General features: G+C 67.3%; 16 protein-coding genes. 13 read left to right on the top strand and 3 right to left on the bottom strand.

Annotated elements, in window-relative coordinates:
- Positions 1 to 46: 46 nt before the first annotated feature.
- Complete coding sequence (locus ACFVWR_RS05555; RefSeq protein ID WP_387208852.1) at positions 47 to 1,126, bottom strand: sugar ABC transporter substrate-binding protein; 1,080 nt, start codon at positions 1,124 to 1,126, stop codon at positions 47 to 49.
- A gap of 342 nt (positions 1,127 to 1,468) precedes the next feature.
- Between ACFVWR_RS05555 and thrS the strand changes: the two genes are divergently transcribed.
- A complete protein-coding gene (gene thrS, locus ACFVWR_RS05550; protein WP_387208858.1) occupies positions 1,469 to 3,406 on the top strand; it encodes a threonine--tRNA ligase in 1,938 nt (645 codons plus the stop codon).
- Positions 3,394 to 4,002 (top strand): HIT family protein, encoded by a 609-nt coding sequence (locus ACFVWR_RS05545; RefSeq protein WP_387208850.1) that lies wholly within the window; start codon positions 3,394 to 3,396, stop codon positions 4,000 to 4,002. The genes thrS and ACFVWR_RS05545 overlap by 13 nt, the downstream gene beginning before the upstream one ends.
- Positions 4,003 to 4,018: 16 nt before the next feature.
- Here the strand turns inward: ACFVWR_RS05545 and pdxY are convergent, their stop codons facing one another.
- Together pdxY and ACFVWR_RS05535 are read right to left on the bottom strand one after the other, a co-directional pair.
- The gene (gene pdxY / locus ACFVWR_RS05540) at positions 4,019 to 4,870 is read right to left on the bottom strand and encodes a pyridoxal kinase PdxY (RefSeq protein ID WP_387208848.1); all 852 of its coding nucleotides are present in this window, start codon (positions 4,868 to 4,870) and stop codon (positions 4,019 to 4,021) included.
- Entirely contained in the window at positions 4,867 to 6,222 is a 1,356-nt protein-coding gene (locus ACFVWR_RS05535; RefSeq protein WP_387208846.1) for an aminotransferase class I/II-fold pyridoxal phosphate-dependent enzyme, read from the bottom strand. The genes pdxY and ACFVWR_RS05535 overlap by 4 nt, the downstream gene beginning before the upstream one ends.
- A 93-nt stretch (positions 6,223 to 6,315) precedes the next feature.
- On the opposite strand from ACFVWR_RS05535, the gene pdxS reads away from it, so the two are divergent.
- The 11 genes from pdxS to ACFVWR_RS05480 all read left to right on the top strand — a co-directional run bounded on the left by pdxS (position 6,316) and on the right by ACFVWR_RS05480 (position 15,220).
- A complete protein-coding gene (pdxS, locus tag ACFVWR_RS05530; protein WP_387208844.1) occupies positions 6,316 to 7,218 on the top strand; it encodes a pyridoxal 5'-phosphate synthase lyase subunit PdxS in 903 nt (300 codons plus the stop codon).
- The gene (gene pdxT, locus ACFVWR_RS05525; protein ID WP_387208842.1) at positions 7,219 to 7,818 is read left to right on the top strand and encodes a pyridoxal 5'-phosphate synthase glutaminase subunit PdxT; all 600 of its coding nucleotides are present in this window, start codon (positions 7,219 to 7,221) and stop codon (positions 7,816 to 7,818) included. It begins immediately after the preceding gene.
- Positions 7,815 to 8,348: an AAA family ATPase gene (locus ACFVWR_RS05520; protein ID WP_387208840.1), complete on the top strand. Its 534-nt coding sequence runs from the start codon at positions 7,815 to 7,817 to the stop codon at positions 8,346 to 8,348. The genes pdxT and ACFVWR_RS05520 overlap by 4 nt, the downstream gene beginning before the upstream one ends.
- A gap of 183 nt (positions 8,349 to 8,531) precedes the next feature.
- Positions 8,532 to 9,290: a YebC/PmpR family DNA-binding transcriptional regulator gene (locus tag ACFVWR_RS05515; protein ID WP_387208838.1), complete on the top strand. Its 759-nt coding sequence runs from the start codon at positions 8,532 to 8,534 to the stop codon at positions 9,288 to 9,290.
- Between the two features lie 11 nt (positions 9,291 to 9,301).
- Positions 9,302 to 9,904, top strand: a complete 603-nt coding sequence (gene ruvC / locus ACFVWR_RS05510; protein ID WP_387208836.1) for a crossover junction endodeoxyribonuclease RuvC — start codon at positions 9,302 to 9,304, stop codon at positions 9,902 to 9,904.
- Entirely contained in the window at positions 9,901 to 10,524 is a 624-nt protein-coding gene (gene ruvA / locus ACFVWR_RS05505) for a Holliday junction branch migration protein RuvA (RefSeq protein ID WP_387208834.1), read from the top strand. The genes ruvC and ruvA overlap by 4 nt, the downstream gene beginning before the upstream one ends.
- 2 nt (positions 10,525 to 10,526) lie before the next feature.
- Entirely contained in the window at positions 10,527 to 11,567 is a 1,041-nt protein-coding gene (gene ruvB / locus ACFVWR_RS05500; protein ID WP_387208832.1) for a Holliday junction branch migration DNA helicase RuvB, read from the top strand.
- 79 nt (positions 11,568 to 11,646) lie between these two features.
- Entirely contained in the window at positions 11,647 to 12,048 is a 402-nt protein-coding gene (gene yajC / locus ACFVWR_RS05495; protein ID WP_387208830.1) for a preprotein translocase subunit YajC, read from the top strand.
- 65 nt (positions 12,049 to 12,113) lie between these two features.
- Positions 12,114 to 13,841, top strand: coding sequence for a protein translocase subunit SecD (secD, locus tag ACFVWR_RS05490; RefSeq protein WP_387208828.1), 1,728 nt, complete (start codon positions 12,114 to 12,116; stop codon positions 13,839 to 13,841).
- Positions 13,841 to 14,857, top strand: a complete 1,017-nt coding sequence (gene secF / locus ACFVWR_RS05485) for a protein translocase subunit SecF (RefSeq protein ID WP_387208826.1) — start codon at positions 13,841 to 13,843, stop codon at positions 14,855 to 14,857. The genes secD and secF overlap by 1 nt, the downstream gene beginning before the upstream one ends.
- A 9-nt stretch (positions 14,858 to 14,866) precedes the next feature.
- Positions 14,867 to 15,220 (top strand): rhodanese-like domain-containing protein, encoded by a 354-nt coding sequence (locus ACFVWR_RS05480; RefSeq protein ID WP_387208824.1) that lies wholly within the window; start codon positions 14,867 to 14,869, stop codon positions 15,218 to 15,220.
- Positions 15,221 to 15,251: the final 31 nt, after the last annotated feature.

Here is a 15,251-nt window from a genome sequence, read left to right as displayed (position 1 = left end):
CGTCGGATCCCGGGGATACGACGCGGAGCCCTTCTCGTCTACCGACCTACTTGACGCCGTACTTCGTGCACGCCGCGGCCACTTCGGCCGTGCAGATGTCCGATGCCTTCGCATCCCCGGCGGTCACGACGGTCTCGACCTTGTCGGGCGTGATCAGGATCGGCGTGGTCGCGATGAACGGCTTTCCGTACAGCTCGTTGTCCGTCGACGGCTTCTTGCCCTTCAGCAGCTCGATCGCGAGCTTGGATGCCGCGTCGGCCTCGAGCTTGTACGGCTTGTAGACCGTTGCGGTCTGCTTGCCGAGGAGCACGTTCTGAAGTCCAGCGGTGGAGGCGTCCTGACCCGAGACGGGAACGGTCAGGCCGTTCTTGTCGAGGATCGTGATGATGCCGGCTGCGTTGGTGTCGTTCGCGGCCCAGACGGCGTCGACCTTGCCGCCGAGCGAGGTGAGAGCCTGCTCGAAGTTGGTCGCCGACTTCTGACCGTCCCAGACACCGGTCGGTTCAGCGGCCGGCTTGATCCCTGCGGCGCTCATCACTTCGACGGCGCCGTCGTGGAACAGCTTGGCGTTGCCATCCGTGGGGTCGCCGCCCATGTAGACGACCTTGGCGGTTGCCGCATCCTTGCCGGCGGCCTTGAGTCCGTCGACGACCGACTGACCTTCGAGCGCGCCGACCTTCTTGTTGTCGAACGAGACGTAGTAGTCGGCGAGCATCGATGGGTCGGACGCGGTGCCCGTGGTGATGGGCCGGTCGTAGGCGATGACCGGGATGCCCTGCTTCTGCGCCTTCTCGGTGACCGCGACGGCCGCACCGTTGTAGTCGACCAGGATCATCACACCGCAGCCCTTGGTGAGCTGCTGGTCGGCGATCGTCGCGTACTTGTTCGGGTCTCCCTGTGCGTTCTGGATGTCGGCCGTGAAGCCGGCCTCGGTGAACGCCTTGTCGAGGGCGGGGCGGTCGCCGTTCTCCCACCGCGGCGACGAGGCCGAGTCCGGAAGGATCACGCAGGCCCGGGTGGCGTTGGCGGCTCCTGACGCTGTGCCGGAACCTCCTCCACCGCCTGTGCCCGAACATGCGCTCAGTAGCAGTGCGGATGCGGCGACGACAAGTGTTACGGGGATCAATGAAGTCTTCTTCACGTCTCTCCCTTTCTCATGCGAGGAGGACACTCTCCTAGGTGGCCACCTTCGACGTTGAGCGATGGCCCCTAAAGTGTCTGCCTATTCGGTGTTTCTGGCAACATATTCCGGTAACGGTTCGGTAAAGACGTCGCGCCGCTCAAACACTGGGATGAGAGCGGTTTCACGACTCGCATCGGTCCCGCCTGGCTTCTCGGGCAGCGGATGCGCCGGGTACTTTCGCGCCTGCGCCGCCCCACTAAAGTTGGACTGTCCCAACAACGAACTTTAGGAGTGGAAAAGGTGGCTGACGGCTTCGAGCTCTTCACCGACCGTTCCGTTGTCGCGATGCGCGTCAACGGCGAGCTGAAAGATCTCGCGACGCAGGTCACGACCACGGACACCGTCGAGCCGGTGACCATCGACTCGGCCGACGGACTGAACATCCTGCGCCACTCCACGGCCCACGTTCTGGCGCAGGCGGTGCAGTCGATCAACCCGGAGGCGAAGCTGGGCATCGGTCCGCCCATCACCGACGGCTTCTACTACGACTTCGACGTGCTCGAAGCGTTCACCCCGGAGGACCTGAAGGCCCTCGACAAGGAGATGTCGCGCATCGTGCGGGCGGGGCAGCGTTTCGTGCGCCGCGTCGTCACAGACGACGAGGCCAGGGCCGAGCTGGCGGACGAGCCGTACAAGCTGGAGCTGATCGGCCTCAAGGGCGGCGCCGAGCACGGCGACACCGCGGCGTTCGACGAGAGTGAGAACGTCGAGGTCGGCGGCGCCGAGCTGACGATTTACGACAACGTCGACCCGAAGTCGGGGGAGACGGTCTGGAAAGACCTGTGCCGCGGCCCGCACCTGCCGAACACCAGGATGATCGGCAACGGTTGGGCGCTCACCCGCGTCGCCGCGGCCTACTGGCGTGGCAACGAGAAGAACAAGCAGCTCCAGCGCGTCTATGGCACGGCGTGGCCGACGAAGGATGAGCTGCGCGCCTACCAGACCCGCATGGAGGAGGCCGCCAAGCGCGATCACCGCAAGCTCGGCAACGAGCTCGACCTGTTCAGCTTCCCCGAAGAGATCGGCTCGGGCCTGGCGGTGTTCCACCCGAAGGGTGGCATCATCCGCAATGAGATCGAGAACTACATGCGCGAGCGCCTCATCGCGAACGGCTACGAGCTGGTGAACACGCCGCACATCACCAAGGCGCACCTGTTCGAGACCAGCCAGCACCTCAACTGGTACAAGGAGGGGATGTTCCCCCCGATGCACCTGGACGAGGAGCACGACGCGGAGGGCAACGTCACCCGGCAGGGGCAGGACTACTACCTCAAGCCGATGAATTGCCCGATGCACAACCTCATCTACCGGGCCCGGGGACGCAGCTACCGCGAGCTGCCGTTGCGGCTCGCGGAGTTCGGCACCGTGTACCGCTACGAGAAGTCGGGCACCCTCTCCGGCCTCACCCGCGTTCGGGGTCTGACCCAGGATGACGCGCACATCTACGTCACCGACGACCAGATCAAAGACGAGGTCGAGCGTCAGCTGCAGTTCGTGCTCGAGACGCTTCGCGGGTACGGCCTCACCGACTTCTACCTCGAGCTCTCCACGAAAGACCCCGACAAGTACGTCGGAAGCGACGAGAGCTGGGAGACCGCGACGGAGACACTCCGTCAGGTCGCCGTCGAGTCCGGCCTCGAGCTCGTCGCCGACCCGGGCGGAGCAGCGTTCTACGGGCCGAAGATCTCGGTGCAGGCTCGGGATGCGATCGGCCGCACCTGGCAGCTGTCCACCGTGCAGCTCGACTTCAACCAGCCCGAGCTGTTCGAGCTCGAGTACACGGCGGCGGACGGCACGCGCAAGCAGCCGGCGATGATCCACCGGGCCCTGCTCGGATCGATCGAGCGGTTCTTCGCCATCCTGCTCGAGCACTACGCGGGAGCGTTCCCGGTGTGGCTGTCTCCCGTGCAGGTCGTCGGCATCCCGGTGGCCGACACGTACGGCCCTTTCCTCGATGACGTGATCGCCCGGCTCAAAGCCCGCGGCGTGCGCGCCGAGGTCGACCACTCCGACGACCGGATGCAGAAGAAGATCCGCACGCACACCAAGGCCAAGGTGCCGTACCAGCTCATCGTGGGCGAAGAGGATGCGGCGGCCGGCACCGTCAGCTTCCGCTTCCGCGACGGCACACAGCGCAACGGCGTGACGATCGATGAGGCGGTCGACAGGATCACCGCCGCCATCGCGGGTCACGAGCAGGTCGACACGGCATGGCTCGACTGAGCACCGACGACGACGGTCACGTCGGCCAGGGAGCCGGGGGAGAGGACGCATCCGAGAAAGTGCGCATCGATGACCCCGGCTATCTGGTCGGCGTTCCCGACGAGTTCCAGCGGCTCTGGACGCCGCACAGGATGGTCTACATCCAGCAGGGGCAGCCGGGCAAAGACGACTGCCCGTTCTGCGTCGCGCCGACGATGAGCGACGAGGATGCCCTGATCGTGACTCGCGGCGAGCATGCGTACGCGCTTCTCAACCTGTTCCCATACAACAGCGGCCACCTGCTCGTCTGCCCGTACCGTCACATCGCGATGTACGACGAGGCGACGCCAGAGGAGGTGGCGGAGATCGGCAGCATCACGCAGACGGCGATGCGCGTCATCCGCGAGGTGTCGAAGAACGACGGGTTCAACCTGGGCATGAACCAGGGTGCAATAGCGGGAGCCGGCATCGCGGCCCACCTGCACCAGCACATCGTGCCCCGCTGGGCGCAAGACGCGAACTTCCTGCCGATCATCGCCAAGACGAAGGCGCTCCCGCAACTGCTCGGAGATGTGCGAAAGGCCATCGCAGACGCCTGGCCGCGCGACGCGGCCTGACCAATCCTGCGGCCGGTCAGCGCACGCGCTGCACGGTGAACTGCTCGCGAGGGTGGGCGTAGAACTCCTGCGACTCGACGAGCTGCAGCTCGCGTTCACCCGCTTCGAGGGTGCGCGTCAACAGGTCGAACACGCTGGACACGGTCTTTCGCAGTGCGACCTCAGCCGAACCCGTGCGCACGTAGTGCGCGGTGAACAGTGCGGCGGTGACGTCGCCCGATCCGTTGGCCTTCATCGGCAACCGCGGGGTCTGCACGATCCACGCACCGTCGTCGTCGACGGCGAGCATCTCGATCGTGCCTTCCGGCCGGTCCGGTCGCTCGACGCTCGTGACGAGCACCGTTCGCGGCCCCATCGAACGGGCCGCGTCGACGGAGGCGAGAGTCGATTCGAGGGTGTCGGGCGTCGTGCCCGTCAGATAGCCGAGCTCGAACTGGTTCGGCGTGATGATGTCGGCCACGGGCACCACCCGGTCCCTCAGCAGGTCGGGGATGGCCGGCGCGACGAAGCATCCGGAGGTCGCGTTCCCCATCACCGGGTCGCAGGCGTACACGGCTGCGGGGTTGGCGGCTTTGACGCGCGCGACCGCGTCGATGATCACGTCTCCGATGCCTTCGCCGCCCTGGTAGCCGGAGAGCACGGCGTCGACCTGGCCCAGCACCCCGCGCTCCTCGATGCCGGTGATCACCTCGCGCACGTCTTCGGGTGCGATGAGCGGGCCACGCCAGGCGCCGTATCCCGTGTGGTTGGAGAAGTTCACGGTGTAGACCGGCAACACCTCGACACCGATGCGCTGGAGCGGGAACACGGCGGCGGAGTTGCCGACGTGACCGTAGGCGACCGCGGACTGGATCGAGAGGATCTTCATCCCTCGATCCTCTCATCCGTCGAGGGCGATGACGTCCGCGTGGCTCCGGCGGCCTGCGCGAGATCGTCGACGAGTCGGGCGGCCTCGTCGTCGCTGAGGTCGTGAACCGTGAGCCGCAGGTGGTGCGAGGGGGCTGGATGCTCAGCGAGCAGGAACTCGTCTCCGGTGCGCGCGAGCCACCCTTTGCGCATCAGCAGCCGGGCGACGACTTTCGCCTCGAGCGGCAGGGCGACCCAGAGGTTGAGCCCGTCGGCGGATTCGGCGGGGAGACCTCGTTCGGTGAGTCGCGCGGCGAAAGCGGCGTTCCGTTCCGCGTAGTGGCGGCCGGCGTCGGCGACCTGCTGCAACACCGTGTCGTCGGTGAGCTGGGCGAGCACGAGACGCTGCAGGATGTGGCTCACCCAGGTGGTTCCCGGGCTCAGCCGGAAGGCGAGGCGATCGGCCGTCTCCGGGTCGGTCGCGGCGAGGGCGAGGCACATGTCGGGGCCGAGGAACTTCGACACCGAGCGCACGAGCGCGAACCGGCGGTGGTCCGGGCCGATCAGGGTCTCGTACGGACGACGGGACAGCATCGAGAAGTGGTCGTCTTCGATGATCAGCACGTACGGGTGATCGGCGAGCACGGAGCGGAGCGCGGCGGCGCGGCGCGGCGAGAGCGTCGCGCCCGTCGGGTTCTGGGCGCGCGGGGTGCAGATGATGGCCCGCACTCCGGCGTCGAGGGCGGCGCGCAGTCCGTCGACCGTCATGCCCTCGGCGTCCACGGGAACGGCGACGGTGCGGTATCCGCCGAGTCTCACCGTGTGGATGCTGGCGAGGAAGCACGGATCTTCGAGCGCGACGGCGTCGTCGCGGTGGAGGGCTTGGGCGAGAAGGCGCTCGACGGCGTCCGCGGCGCCGTTCGTGACGGTGATGCGCACCGAGCGGCCGGGCAGGTCGGGTTCCACCCAGGCCTTGGCACGTTCGTCCAGGGCGGGGTCGATCACGGGCTCGCCGTAGAGCACCGGCCGGCCGGCCGCACCGGCGAGGGCCGCGGTCAGGTCGGGGATGAGCCGCGGGTCGGGGTTGCCCGTTCCGATGTCGCGCAGCACGCTGTCGGCCGCGTAGCCCTCCTGCGCGACGACTTCGAGCCCGGCGATGACAGTGCCCGCACGGCCGCGGGCGATGACGAGTCCCGCCTGAGCGAGCAGGCGGTACGCGGCGACGGCCGTGTTGCGATTGACGCCGAGCTGGGCGGCCAGATCGCGCACCGGGGGCAGCGCATCCCCTCGCCGCAGGGATCCGCGTTCGTGCAGCTCCCGAACGCTCGTTGCGATCTCCGATGCCGTTGTACCCGTGATGCTCAGTTCTGTCATGACGCTCCCGAGGTGCGAGTCTACCGAGCCGGGAGCGGATGCTATCGTTCGGCATAGGCCAAACAACTTTTTGTTCCGCACGAGAGGGCGACGATGACAGACAGCGAACAGGGAACAGCGACAGGGTCGAACCGCGTGAAGCGCGGTCTGGCCGAGATGCTGAAGGGCGGCGTCATCATGGACGTCGTGACGCCCGAGCAGGCGCGCATCGCGGAAGACGCGGGAGCCGTCGCGGTCATGGCGCTCGAGCGCGTTCCGGCCGACATCCGTTCGCAGGGCGGCGTCGCTCGCATGAGCGACCCCGATCTCATCGAGGGGATCATCGCCGAGGTGTCCATCCCGGTGATGGCGAAGGCACGGATCGGCCACTTCGTCGAGGCGCAGGTTCTCCAGGCGCTCGACGTCGACTACATCGACGAGTCCGAAGTGCTGAGCCCGGCCGACTACGTCAACCACATCGACAAGTGGGGCTTCACCGTCCCCTTCGTCTGCGGCGCGACGAACCTGGGCGAGGCGCTCCGCCGCATCAACGAGGGCGCGGCGATGATCCGGTCGAAGGGCGAGGCAGGCACCGGCGACGTCTCCGAGGCGACCAAGCACATCCGCAAGATCAAGTCCGAGATCGCCGCGCTGAGCGCGATGAGCAAGGACGAGCTCTACGTCGCGGCCAAGGAGCTTCAGGCGCCGTACGACCTCGTGGTCGAGATCGCCGAGACCGGCAAGCTGCCGGTGGTGCTTTTCACCGCCGGTGGCGTCGCAACGCCGGCGGACGCCGCGATGATGATGCAGCTGGGGGCGGACGGCGTGTTCGTCGGTTCGGGCATCTTCAAGTCGGGCAACCCTGCGCAGCGCGCTGCGGCGGTCGTCAAGGCCACCACGTTCTACGACGATCCCTCGGTGATCGCGGATGTGTCCCGCGGGCTGGGCGAGGCGATGGTCGGCATCAACGTGTCCGACCTCGCGGCCCCGCACCGGCTCGCCGAGCGTGGCTGGTAAGTGACGGCTGTTCGGCCGCACGTCGGCGTCCTCGCCCTGCAGGGTGACTTCCGCGAACACATCGCGGTTCTCACCTCGCTCGGCGCGGACGCCGTCGCGGTGCGGCGCCCTGAGGAGCTCGCCCGCGTCGACGGGCTCGTGATCCCGGGCGGCGAGTCGAGCGTGATGGACAAGCTGTCCCGAACGTTCGGCCTCGCCGAACCGTTGAAAGACGCGATCGCCGGCGGGCTGCCCGTCTACGGTACGTGCGCCGGGTTGATCATGCTCGCCGACACCGTCCTCGACGGGATCCGGGGGCAGCAGAGCCTCGGGGGCCTCGACGTGGCCGTGCGGCGCAACGCGTTCGGTTCGCAGCTCGACTCGTTCGAAACGGATCTCGACATCCCCGCCCTCGGTGACGAACCGGTGCACGCCGTGTTCATCCGTGCGCCGATCGTCGAGAGCGTGGGGGAGAAGGCGACGGCGCTCGCGTCGGTCGCCGACGGGCGGGTCGTCGCCGTGGAGCAGGGCAACCTCCTCGGCACGTCGTTCCACCCTGAGATCACGGGCGAGCTGCGCTTCCACGAGTACTTCCTCTCGAAGGTGCGTGCGGCGGCGTGAAGCTCGTCGTTCTGCGGGGCAACTCGGGCTCCGGCAAGAGCACGGTCGCCGCGGAACTGCGTCGCCGGCTGGGAGACGGCGTCGCGCTGGTCGAGCAGGACTATCTGGGTCGCACGGTGCTGGGCGAACGGCAGACCGACGCAGGTGAGAACACGGAGCTGATCGCGCTCGTGGTGCGCTACGCACTGCAGAGGTCTCCTGCCGTCGTGCTGGAGGGCATGCTCACCGCATCCCGGTACGCCGACGTGCTGCAGGAACTCTCGGAACTCCCGGGTGTCGAATCGTGGTTCTACTACTTCGACATTCCGTTCGAGGAGACCGTCGCGCGTCACGCGACCAGGGAGAAGGCCGGATCATTCGGCCGCGACGAGCTGGCGCGGTGGTGGACCGACCGCACGACGCTCGCGTTCGCTGAGGAGCACACGATCGACGCGGCGAGTTCCGTCGACGAGACCGCCTCGCGCATCATCCGGGACGCAGGGCTCCGTCCAGGCGCCCTGATCAGTGGGCCGAGGGGCGAGAGCTTGTGACCTTGCGGGGGTGCTAGGTCACCGGAAGGCGCCCCTCGCCCGCTGGGCCGAGTTCGGCGAACGGGCATGTGCACGGGGCAGGCGGATCGCGAACCGTTAGAATCTTTCCGTACCACTCTGCAGCTGCCGGTCGATTCGCGGGTGCGAGTGGTCCAGATCTTCAGTCGTCGTTGAGGGAGCACAGTGTCCGGGCATTCCAAGTGGGCCACCACCAAGCACAAGAAAGCCGTGATCGATCAGCGTCGCGCCAAGTCGTTCGCGAAGCTCATCAAGAACATCGAGGTCGCGGCCAAGATGGGCGGCGCCGACATGTCGGGAAACCCGACGCTCGTCGATGCCGTGCAGAAGGCCAAGAAGACCTCGGTTCCGAACGACAACATCGATCGCGCGATCAAGCGTGGCGCGGGGCTCACCGGTGAGTCCATCGACTACGCGACGATCATGTACGAAGGCTACGGCCCGAACGGCGTCGCGCTGCTGATCGAGTGCCTCACCGACAACAAGAACCGTGCGGCGGCGGATGTGCGCACCGCGATGACCCGCAACGGCGGCACCATGGCCGACCCGGGCAGCGTGGCGTACAACTTCCACCGCAAGGGCGTCATCGTCGTGCCGCACGCCGACGGCATCGACGAAGACGACGTGCTCGGCGCCGTGCTCGACGCGGGAGCCGAAGAGGTCAACGACCGCGGCGAGAGCTTCGAGGTGCTCACCGAGTCCACCGACCTGGTCGGCGCGCGCACCGCTCTGCAAGAAGCGGGTATCGACTACGACTCGGCCGACGTCGAGTTCGTCGCGACCATCAACGTCGAAGGCGACGCCGAGACGGCCCGCAAGGTGTTCCGCCTGATCGACGCGCTCGAAGACTCGGACGACGTGCAGAACGTGTACACGAATCTCGATCTCAGCCCCGAGGTGCAGGCCGAGCTCGAGGCCGAGTAGCGGGGCGCGCAATGACCCTTCGGGTTCTGGGCATCGACCCGGGACTCACCCGCTGCGGAGTCGGCGTCGTCGACGTGCAACCAGACCGTACGGCGAGACTCATCGCCGTGACGGTCATCCGCACGCCACCGTCGATGCCGCTCGAGGAGCGTCTGCTCGCCGTCGGCGACGGCATCGAGCTCCTGCTCGACGAGCACCTCCCCGCGGTGGTCGCCATCGAGCGGGTGTTCGCCCAGCAGAACCTGCACACGGTGATGGGCGTTGCGCAGGTCAGCGGCGTGGCACTGCACGCTGCCGCGAAACGCAAGCTTCCGGTCGCACTGCACACGCCGAGCGAGGTGAAGGCAGCCATCACCGGCTACGGCTCTGCGGACAAGAAGCAGGTGCAGGCCATGGTCGCGCGCATCCTGGGACTCGCCGAGGCGCCGAAGCCCGCCGATGCGGCAGACGCCCTCGCCATCGCGATCTGTCACGCCTGGCGCGGATCACCGGCCGCCGCACCGCGAGCCGGCGGCGGCTCCGATGACGCCTCGCTCACCCCCGCCCAGGTCGCGTGGCGCGCCGCCGAACGCTCCAGCCGGGCGTCGGCCGTGCCCCGTAGGCTGACGAGGTGATCTCCTCCCTCCGTGGCACTGTTCTCTCCGCCGCCGGCACTGCCGCGGTGATCGAGGTCGGCGGTGTCGGATACGCGGTGCAGCTGACGCCCGACCACATCCTCTCTCTGCGCGTCGGCGACGAGGCGTTCGTCTACACCTCCCTGATCGTGCGCGAAGACGCGCTGTCGCTCTTCGGATTCGCGGAGCTGGAGCAGCTCCAGGTGTTCGAACTCCTCACCGGGGTCACGGGGGTCGGCCCGAAGTCGGCCATCGGGGTGCTCTCGGTGCTCACACCCGACCAGATCGCGGATGCGGTCGCAGCCGACGACGACGCGCCGTTCCGCAAGGTGTCGGGCATCGGCCCCAAGACCGCGAAGCTCATCGTGGTCTCGCTCTCCGGCAAGCTGGCCGTCACCCGGCGCGCACCGGTCGCCAAAGCCGGCGCTGGCAAGCCGAGCTCGGTCGGCGACAGCGTGCTCGTCGCGCTCGTCGGCCTCGGCTGGCCAGAGAAGGTGGCCGCCGACGCGGTCGCGGAGGTGGTCTCCGACACCGAGGAGGCTGCCCGTGACAGCGTGCCGACCCTCCTCCGCCTGACGCTCGCGCGCCTCGGTCCGGCCAAGCAGACCGGGAGACCGTGACGATGAGCGATGAAGATCTGACCGCCCCCGAGCTCGAGTCGGAGTCCGAGCTCGCCTTCGAGGGCGCCCTCCGGCCGCGCTCCCTGGCCGAGTTCGTCGGCCAAGCGAAGGTTCGCGGGCAGTTGCAGCTGCTGCTGACCGCGGCGAAGATGCAAGACAGAACGGCCGACCACATCCTGCTGGCCGGTCCTCCGGGGCTCGGCAAGACCACGCTGGCCATGATCGTCGCCCACGAGAGCGGCCGGCCGCTGCGGCTGTCGAGCGGCCCGGCCATCCAGCACGCCGGCGACCTCGCCGCCCTCCTGTCGTCGCTGACGCCGGGGGAGGTGCTCTTCATCGACGAGATCCACCGGATGGCCCGATCGGCCGAAGAGATGCTCTATCTGGCGATGGAAGACTTCCGCATCGACATCATGGTCGGCAAGGGCGCTGGAGCCACCTCCATCCCGCTCGATCTCGCGCCGTTCACCCTGGTCGGAGCGACGACCCGCTCCGGGCTCCTGCCGAACCCGCTGCGCGACCGGTTCGGGTTCACGGCACACCTCGAGTTCTACGACGAGTCAGAGCTCACCCAGGTGCTCACCCGGGCGGCGGTCATGCTCGACTTCGATGTCGACCGGTCGGCACTCGCTGAGATCGCGGGGCGCTGCCGTGGCACCCCGCGTATCGCCAACCGCCTGCTGCGCCGGGTGCGCGACTACGCTCTGGTGCACGGCGAGCGGGCGGACGTCGATGCCGTGCGCGCCGCGCTCGACCTGTACGACGTGGATGCGCTGGGGCTCGACAGGCTCGACCGTGCGGTGCTCCACGCCATCCTCGAACGATTCGACGGCGGGCCGGTCGGGCTCAACACGCTCGCCGTCTCCGTCGGCGAAGAGGCCGAGACGATCGAATCGGTCGTCGAGCCCTTCCTGGTGCGCATCGGACTGCTCTCGCGAACGCCCCGCGGGCGCGTCGCCACCGGCGCGGCGTGGCGGCATTTCGGTATGTCGCACCCGCAGGGGGTAGTCTCACAGCAACCATCACTGATGGATGACTTATAATTCAAGCTGGCCTGTCGGCCATCCCCTCATCATCGATAGAAGCGGCTCTGCGCCGCGCACCGGAAGGTAACCCCACCTCATGGGTGACACAACTCTGACCATCGTCATGGTCGTCGTTCTCGCGGCGCTCATCTTCTTCATGTTCCGCAACAGCCGGAAGCGCCAGAAAGAGCAGTCGGAGACGCGCTCCAAGATGGTTCCCGGTGTCGAGGTGATGACCAACTTCGGCCTCTACGGCACGCTGCTGTCCGTCAACGAAGACGACAACACGGCCGTGATCGAGACCGAGCCGGGCCACACCATCAAGGTGCACCGTCAGGTTCTCGCCCGGGTCGTCGAGCCCAAGGTCGACGAGCCGGCCGAGGTCGAGAGCCCCGCCGTCGCCGAGCTGAATGAAGACCACGCGATTCCCGCCGAGCCCGAGTTCGGCGAGCGGGTCGACGAGACGTCGAAGAAGCCCGGCGCCAAGAGCGACGACTGACCCCATTTTCCGTGTGCCCACGTCGAGTTCGACGTGGGCACACTGTTAGAAAGCTGAGAACGTAGTTGGCAAAGTCGACCCCGGTCAAAAAGGCCTGGCGTTCCCTGAGTTGGCTCGGCGCAATCGTCGTCGTGCTGCTGGGAGCCCTGACCGCAGGCGTCATCTGGAGCAATGCGACGTGGCTGCCCAAGCTCGCGCTCGACCTCCAGGGCGGAACCCAGATCATCCTCGCCCCGCAGGTCGAGAACGGCCAGACCGTTCAGCAGCAGCAGCTCGATCAAGCGGTGTCGATCATCCGTCAGCGCATCGACGCCTCCGGCGTCTCCGAGGCCGAGATCTCGACCGAGGGTTCGAAGAACATCGTCGTCTCGATCCCCGGCACGCCCGACCAGGAGACGCTCGACCGCATCAAGGCGAGCGCCAAGCTCGACTTCCGGCCGGTGCTCATCGCCGGTGGGCCGACGAACGAGGTCGTCGGCGCCGACGGCAAGTCGACCCCGGCGCCGTCGCCCGACCCCGGTCTGCAGTCCACGCCGTCGACGAAGCCGACCAACGGCAGCGACCTCGCCTGGGTCACCCCGGCCCTGCAGGCGCAGTACGACGCGTTCTCGTGCAGCTCGGATGAGGCGAAGAGCACGAACGTCGCCCCCGCCGACAAGCCGCTCATCACCTGTGACGACGCCGGCACGGTCAAATACCTGCTCGGCCCGGTCGAGGTCAAAGGTCAGGACATCAAAGACGCGACCAGCGGCCTGACCCAGAGCTCCAGCGGTGTCAGCACCGGCCAGTGGGGCGTCAACATCATCTTCAACGATGAGGGCACCAAGGCGTTCGCCACCGTCACCACACGTCTGAACGGTCTGAAGGGCGCCCAGAACCAGTTCGCCATCGTTCTCGACGGCAAGGTGATCTCTGCCCCGACGACGAACGCCGTCATCACCGACGGTAAGCCGCAGATCACGGGCAACTTCACGCAGGACACCGCGAAGACTCTCGCGGACCAGCTGAAGTTCGGCGCGCTGCCGTTCTCGTTCCAGGTCCAGAGTCAAGACACGATCTCGGCGACACTCGGTTCGTCGCAGTTGCTCAGTGGTCTGATCGCCGGTTTGATCGGCCTGATCCTCGTCGCGATCTACACCCTCTTCCAGTACCGGCTGCTCGGCTTCGTGACGATCATCTCGCTCATCGTCGCCGCGGCACTGACGTACTTCGCCATCTCGTTGCTCTCGTGGCACTACGGTTACCGACTGTCGTTGGCAGGTGTGGCGGGTCTGATCGTCGCGATCGGATTCACGGCCGATTCGTTCATCGTCTACTTCGAGCGAATACGCGACGAGTTGCGCGACGGGAGAGGCCTCGAATCGGCCGTCGAAGCGGGCTGGAAGCGCGCGCAGCGCACCATCTACGCGTCGAAGGCGACGAACCTGCTCGCCGCCATCGTGCTCTACGTGCTTGCTGCGGCCAACGTTCGCGGCTTCGCGTTCACGCTCGGGCTCACGACCATCATCGACGTGCTCGTGGTGCTGCTCTTCACGCATCCGGTGCTGCAGTTGCTGGCGAAGACCAGGTTCTTCAACAGTGGGAGCCCGTGGTCCGGCCTCGACCCGCAGGCGCTCGGTGCGGTCTACCGTGGCGCAGCGCAGTTCCGCAAGCCGGCAGCCGTCAGCGCCGCCAAGGCCGCGTCAGCCGGCAAGGAGGCGGCCCGCCGCCAGACCATCGCCGAGCGCAAGGCGGCCGAACTGGCCGCGGCCTCGTCGTCCTCGGATAGCAAGACCGGGGGGAAGGACTCCTGATGGCCAGTCGTCTCACGAAGTTCGGTAACGACCTCTACACCGGCGCCCGCTCGTTCGACTTCGTCGGCAAGCGCAAAATCTGGTACGCGATCGCGGCGGTCATGGTCATCGCGTCCATCCTCATCCCCGTCATCAAGGGCGGCTTCAACTTCAGCATCGAGTTCCGCGGTGGTTCGCAGTTCCAGGTGACCAACGTCGAGAACACCGACACGGCCAAGGCGCAGGATGCCCTGAGCAGCGTCGTGCCGAGGGCCGTCGCCCACACCACCGTCGTCAACGGCGACGGGGTGCGCGTTCAGACCGACCAGCTCACCGAAGAGCAGACCCGCCAGGTGGCGGCGGCTCTGGCGAAGGCCTACGACGTGCCGGCCACCGAGGTCGCATCGACGTTCATCGGCCCGTCGTGGGGCGCTGACGTGACGCGGCAGTCCATCCAGGGCATCGTCGTCTTCCTGCTGCTCGCGTTCATCGCCATGGCGCTGTACTTCCGCACCTGGAAGATGTCCGCGTCGGCGATCGTGTCGCTGTTCCACGACCTCATCATCACCGCGGGTGTCTATGCTCTCGTCGGCTTCGAGGTGTCGCCGGCGACGATGATCGGCTTCCTGACGATTCTCGGCTACTCCCTCTACGACACGGTCGTGGTCTTCGACAAGGTGCGCGAGAACACCAAAGAGGAGATGGAGCTCAGCCGTCGAACGTTCGGCGAAGCGGTGAACCTCGCCGTGAACCAGACCCTGGTGCGCTCGATCAACACCGCTGTGGTGGCCGTGCTGCCCGTGGCGTCGATCCTCTTCATCGGAGCGTTCGCCCTGGGCGCAGACACGCTGCGCGACATCTCGCTCGCTCTGCTCATCGGCATCGTGGTCGGAACCTACTCCACGATCTTCCTGGCCGCGCCGATGTACTCGCAGTTCCGCGAGGGAGAAGCAGCCGTCAAGAAGCACGACGCCAAGGTGCTGTCCATCCGGCCGAAGGCCGCCAAGGCCGAGTCCGTCGCGGTCGCGGCGGAATAGGGAGTGTCCGTGCCTGGTTCTTACCTTGACGAAGACGAGGTGAGCGCCGAGCGCGCACGCGAGCTGGTCGAGGCGGGAGAAGCCTGGCTGCTGGATGTGCGTGAGGGCTACGAGTGGGAGGCCGGGCACGCGCCCGGCGCCCACCACATCCCGCTGTACGAGCTCGAGGCGCGGCAGCACGAACTGCCGGAGGCGGAGCAGATCCTGGTGATCTGTCACACCGGCGGCCGATCGCGGATGGCGACCGACGCGCTCAACCGGGCGGACTACCCGACGGCCAACGTGGCCGGGGGCATGGACGCCTGGCAGGCCTCGGGCGCCGAGGTCGTCCGCGACGACGGCACAGCGGGAGCGGTCGTCTGAGCGATGCCGCCGGCCCTGTGTCAGAGCCGGC

It is taken from the genome of Leifsonia sp. NPDC058292 (assembly GCF_042880955.1).
In the GTDB taxonomy this organism is placed as follows: Bacteria; Actinomycetota; Actinomycetes; order Actinomycetales; family Microbacteriaceae; genus Leifsonia.
This window is presented reverse-complemented; position numbering and strand designations above follow the sequence as displayed.

Coding starts and splice junctions, on each gene's coding strand:
- yajC (WP_387208830.1), top strand. CDS start 11,647: ATGGGTGACACAACTCTGACCATCGTCATGGTCGTCGTTCTCGCGGCG.
- ruvB (WP_387208832.1), top strand. CDS start 10,527: ATGAGCGATGAAGATCTGACCGCCCCCGAGCTCGAGTCGGAGTCCGAG.
- ACFVWR_RS05535 (WP_387208846.1), bottom strand. CDS start 6,222: ATGACAGAACTGAGCATCACGGGTACAACGGCATCGGAGATCGCAACG.
- secF (WP_387208826.1), top strand. CDS start 13,841: ATGGCCAGTCGTCTCACGAAGTTCGGTAACGACCTCTACACCGGCGCC.
- pdxY (WP_387208848.1), bottom strand. CDS start 4,870: ATGAAGATCCTCTCGATCCAGTCCGCGGTCGCCTACGGTCACGTCGGC.
- ACFVWR_RS05545 (WP_387208850.1), top strand. CDS start 3,394: ATGGCTCGACTGAGCACCGACGACGACGGTCACGTCGGCCAGGGAGCC.
- pdxS (WP_387208844.1), top strand. CDS start 6,316: ATGACAGACAGCGAACAGGGAACAGCGACAGGGTCGAACCGCGTGAAG.
- ruvC (WP_387208836.1), top strand. CDS start 9,302: ATGACCCTTCGGGTTCTGGGCATCGACCCGGGACTCACCCGCTGCGGA.
- thrS (WP_387208858.1), top strand. CDS start 1,469: ATGCGCGTCAACGGCGAGCTGAAAGATCTCGCGACGCAGGTCACGACC.